The organism is Curtobacterium sp. B8 (assembly GCF_000333315.1).
Lineage (GTDB): Bacteria > Actinomycetota > Actinomycetes > Actinomycetales > Microbacteriaceae > Curtobacterium > Curtobacterium luteum.
This window is the reverse complement of record NZ_BACW01000094.1, coordinates 1-4,336: the sequence shown is the minus strand read 5'-3', so window position 1 is coordinate 4,336 and position 4,336 is coordinate 1. Positions and strand designations below refer to the sequence as shown.

4 protein-coding genes are annotated in these 4,336 nt (G+C 72.0%); all 4 read right to left on the bottom strand.

Annotated elements, in window-relative coordinates:
• On the bottom strand, nt 1-784 hold a 784-nt coding region (locus I59_RS02515), incomplete at its 3' end, for an ABC transporter ATP-binding protein (protein ID WP_022902530.1).
• Nucleotides 781-2,445 carry an ABC transporter substrate-binding protein gene (locus I59_RS18955; RefSeq protein WP_261976494.1) on the bottom strand — a complete coding sequence of 555 codons (1,665 nt, stop codon included), beginning with the start codon at nt 2,443-2,445 and terminating at the stop codon, nt 781-783. The genes I59_RS02515 and I59_RS18955, both read right to left, overlap by 4 nt.
• A 264-nt stretch (nt 2,446-2,709) precedes the next feature.
• On the bottom strand, nt 2,710-3,579 hold the full coding sequence (locus I59_RS02505) for a hypothetical protein (protein WP_022902529.1): 870 nt from the start codon (nt 3,577-3,579) through the stop codon (nt 2,710-2,712).
• A 163-nt stretch (nt 3,580-3,742) separates the two neighbouring features.
• On the bottom strand, nt 3,743-4,336 hold a 594-nt coding region (locus I59_RS02500; protein ID WP_022902528.1), incomplete at its 5' end, for a D-arabinono-1,4-lactone oxidase.

Sequence of the window (4,336 nt, the reverse complement as noted above, 5' to 3'; positions counted from 1 at the left end):
GGGCCTCCAGGGCGGGAACCGCGGCGAGGAGCTCACGCGTGTAGTCCGCCTGCGGGTGCGCGAACACGTCGGCGACGCTCCCGCGTTCGACGGGGTCCCCGCGGCGCATGACGAGGACCTCGTCCGCGACGTCCGCGACCACGCCCATGTCGTGCGTGATGAGCAGGACGGCGAGGGACCGCTCGCGGCCGAGCGTCCGGAGCAGGTCGAGGATGCCGGCCTGCACGGTGACGTCGAGCGCCGTGGTGGGTTCGTCCGCGATGAGCGCCACCGGGTCGCCCGCCAGCGACATCGCGATCATGGCGCGCTGCAGCTGACCGCCGGAGAGCTCGTGCGGGTAGGCCTTCCGGATCCGCTCCGGGTCGCGCAGGCCCGCGGACCGCAGCAGGTCGTCGATGCGTGCCGAGACGCCGGCGCGGTCGAGACCGGCGGGGTGCGCCCGCACCGCCTCGGCGATCTGGGTGCCGATCGTCAGGACGGGTGTGAAGGAGTTCATCGGCTCCTGGAACACCACGCCGATGCCGGCACCGCGGACCGCGCGGAGCCGCTCGGCGTCCGCACCGATCAGTTGCTCGCCGCGGAAGCGGGCACTCCCGGAGACGCGGGCCTCGGGAGGGAGCAGGCCGAGCAGGCTCATGGCCGACACCGACTTGCCCGACCCGGACTCCCCCACGAGGGCGAGCACCCGGCCGGGCGTCAGCGAGAACGAGACGTCACGGACGACGGGCTCCGCGTCGCCGAACGCGACGTGGAGCCCCTCGACCTCGAGCAGCGGTTCGGTCACTGCTTGAGCGAGACCTTGAGGTAGTTCGGGTACGCCGGGAAGTCCGCGATGCGGAAGTTCTCGACGTTCGAGCCGGCCAGGAAGGACTGCTTCGCGTAGATCAGGGGGACGACGGGAGCGTCCTCCATGATCTTCTCGTCGGCCTGGGCCCAGAGCTTCTCGGCGTCGGACCGGTTGATCGTCCCGGTGGCCTGCTCGATGAGCGAGTCGACCTCCGCGTTCTTGTAGTGCGACACGTTGTAGCCGCCGCCACCGATCTGCGAGGAGTCGTAGAGCGGCTGGATGTTCGCGTTCGCGCTCGGGAAGTCCGGCTGCCAGCTGAACAGCACCAGGTCGTAGTCGTTGCCGTTGGTGGCGTCGGTGTAGAACGAGTCGGAGTCCTCGGGCTTCAGGGTGACCGTGATCCCGGCACGCTTCAGCCCGGCCTGGAGGGCCTGGGACTCGGCGAGCGACGACGAGTCGTTCTGGGTGAGGAGGGTCAGCTTGAGGTCCTCCGCTCCGGCGGCCTCGAGCATCGACTTCGCCTTGTCGACGTCGCCCGAGGCGGACGTCTTGTAGAGGTCGTAGTCCTCGCGGCCCTCGATGCCGGGCGTGATGAGCGTCGAGGCGTAGGTGCCGGCGAGGGCACCGCCCGCCGCGATCCGGTACGACTTCTTGTCGACGGCGTACTGCAGGGCCTGGCGGACCTGCTTGTCGGCGAGCTTGCCCTTCTGGGTGTTGATCGCCATGTACTGGATCGGGCCGGCCTTCGACGTCGCGAGACGGTCCTGCGCCGACGGGTTCGAGCGCACCTGGTTCAGTTCCGCCGCGCCGAGGTAGGTGGCGCCGAAGGAGTCCTTCGCGTCACCGTTGTCGGCGATGAGGGTCTGCGTGACGGTCGACGGGTCCTGGCTCTCCTTGAAGACGACCTTCGACGGGCCGGCGGTGCGGACCGAGTCGGTCTTCGCGCTCCAGTACTTGTTGCGGACGAGCGTGATCTGCGAGCCCTGGGTGTTCGACTGCACCTGGTACGGGCCGCTCGCGACGGGCTTCGCGTCGTACTCGCCCGTGTTCGTGCCCTTGCCGTCCGGCACCGGGGCGAACGCGGGCATCGACACGAGCCACGGCCAGTCGCCGTAGGCCGCGTTGAGCTTGAAGACGATGGTCTTGTCGTCCGGCGTCTCGATGCTGTCGAGCGTCTTGCCGTCGAACGGACCCTTGTACGAGTCGCCGCCGAACAGGAGCGACTTGTGGTAGCTCAGGCCACCGGTGAGCGTCGGCGCGAACGAGCGCTCGATCCCCCACTGATGTCCTTCGTGGTGATCGGGGGCCGTCCCTGGAACTTCAGCCCGTCCTTGAGGTGGTACGTCCACGTCTTGCCGCCCGTCGCTCGAGTCGCCGGTGTTCGTGGCGAGGTCCGGGACGACCTTCGCGACCTTGCCGGGCTCGACGTCCCATGCGGTCAGTCGGCGGAGGACGAGGCCGAGCGTGGTGATGTTGAGGTTCTGGCTCGTCGCCGGGTCGAGGTGGACCGCGGTCGACGTCGTCAGGATGTTGAGCGTGCCGCCCTTGGAGGTGCCGCTGGCGTCGTCCGACGAACCGCCGCCCGAGCACGCGCTGAGCGCGAGTGCTGCTGCGACGGCGACCGCCGCGGTGGTGATCAGGCGCGTGGGGCGTCTCATGACGGTGGTGCTCCTCGTGGGGTGTGGGATGGCGGACGACTGCGGGGGCAGACGTGTCGCGGACGGCGCCCGGGGCACCGGCGGCGTCCATCCTGGCACCGCGGGGCACGCCCGGCCCAATCTCGTCGCGCGGCGGACGTCGCACGACGTAACGGTCCAATCGTCGTGCTACGCCCGGGCATTCCCGATGCGCGCACATCGATCCGGATCCCTTGCTGGTGCGCAGCGCGGCGCGGAGAGCGGCGCCGGGTCTCGGCTCGCCGGTCAGCGGTCGAACAACCCCCCGAGGAAGTCGCCGCCCAGGTTCGACGCCTGCTCGCCGAGCCCGGACACCTGCTCCCCCAGCCCGCTCGCCTGCTCGCCCAGCCCCGAGGCCTGCTCCCCGAAGCCGCCGAGCAGCTGCTCCCCCTCGCCCACGAGCCCCTCGGCACCCTCGGCCAGCCCGAGGTCACCGAACCCCGCGGCGATCCCCTCGAAGTCCACCCCGGAGCCGACGGCCTCCGCCAACACCGGCCCGGCCGCGGCACTCATGACCGCCGCACCCGCGACGGCGACCCCGAGCCCACCGATCGCCATCGCCCCGGCGCCGACCGCGGCACCGCCGGCGAACGCCCCGCCGCGACCGCCGAGGACCCGTCGGAGGAGTCCGGGCCGAGCGACCTCGCCACGGGTGGCCGCACGCGCCAACCCGGCCGCGGAGTCGTCACGCAGGTGCTCGTTCGGCGGGAGCTCGGAGTTCAGCCGGTTGCGGACCTCCTGACGCTGCGCCGGGGTGAGCCGGGCGAACGCGTCGTGGTGGACCTGCTCGAGGCGCTCGGGCGGGGCTGTGCGCAGCAGGTAGTCGTACTTCGCGATGGCCACCCGGTCGGCGTCGACCGGGCCGCGCTGCGCCGGAGACCCGCCGTCCGGTCGGCCCGGGTCGTGCTGCGGGTGGGTCTGCCGCGCAGGGGGCTGGTGACCCTGCCGGGTGCGGTCGTCCCCGGTGAGCTTGTCCGCCGCGGTCCGGACGACGTCGCGCCAGTCGGTCCCGCCCGCGGACGAGCCGCCGCTGGCAGCCCCGGACTGCCCGCGCTTCTGGAGCTGCTTGTCGATGACCTTCGAGGCCATCCCGAGGATGCGGTTGAGGTTCGCCATGACCCAACCTTTGTGATCCCACATGTGAGCACTCAGCATCGCCCCGGTGTGCCGGCCGCTGAACCCGTGCGAGACCCCTGTGAGCGCCCGACTCCGTCCGCCGCCCCGCCCCGCGAACCCGCTCCCGACACCGGGGCCGACCCGCCGCTGGGAGCCGGAGCCCTCAGCTCAGGATGCGCGCGAGGAAGGCGTTCCGGAAGCGCCCGGTCGGGTCGAGGTCACGAGCGAGCGCCGCGAAGTCGCCGAGGCGGGGGTACGCCTCGTGCAGTCGCTCGGCGGTCGCCACCGACACCTTGCCCCAGTGCGGCCGCGGGTCGAAGGGGGCCAGGGTCTCCTCGATGTGGTGCACCGCCGCCTCGACCGCCTCGGGTTCGCGGCGGAAGGTGAAGTGGATGCCGACCGACTGCCGCTCGGACGACGGGGCGAGCCAGGCGGAGTCGGCGGCGATCGTCCGGACCTCGGCCGCGATGAGCAGGGGCGCGAACACGGATGCGAGGGGACGCAGCGCCTCGAGCGCGGCGATCGCGTGCGACGCGGGGATCAGGTACTCGGCCTGGATCTCGGCACCGGTGGAGGGAGTGAACGACGACCGGAAGTGCGGCAGCCGCTCGGACCAGGGCCCGGGGACCCCGCCCTGCTCGGTGACGCCCGCGGTGTCGTTCTCGCCCGGGTGCACGGCGCCGTCGGCCGGCCGGGCGCCGAGCGCGACGAGGTCGACCTGCGGCGCGGGCTCGTCCGTGCGGTGCTTGACCCACAC

Coding starts and splice junctions, on each gene's coding strand:
- I59_RS02505 (WP_022902529.1), bottom strand. CDS start 3,579: ATGGCGAACCTCAACCGCATCCTCGGGATGGCCTCGAAGGTCATCGAC.
- I59_RS18955 (WP_261976494.1), bottom strand. CDS start 2,445: ATGAGACGCCCCACGCGCCTGATCACCACCGCGGCGGTCGCCGTCGCA.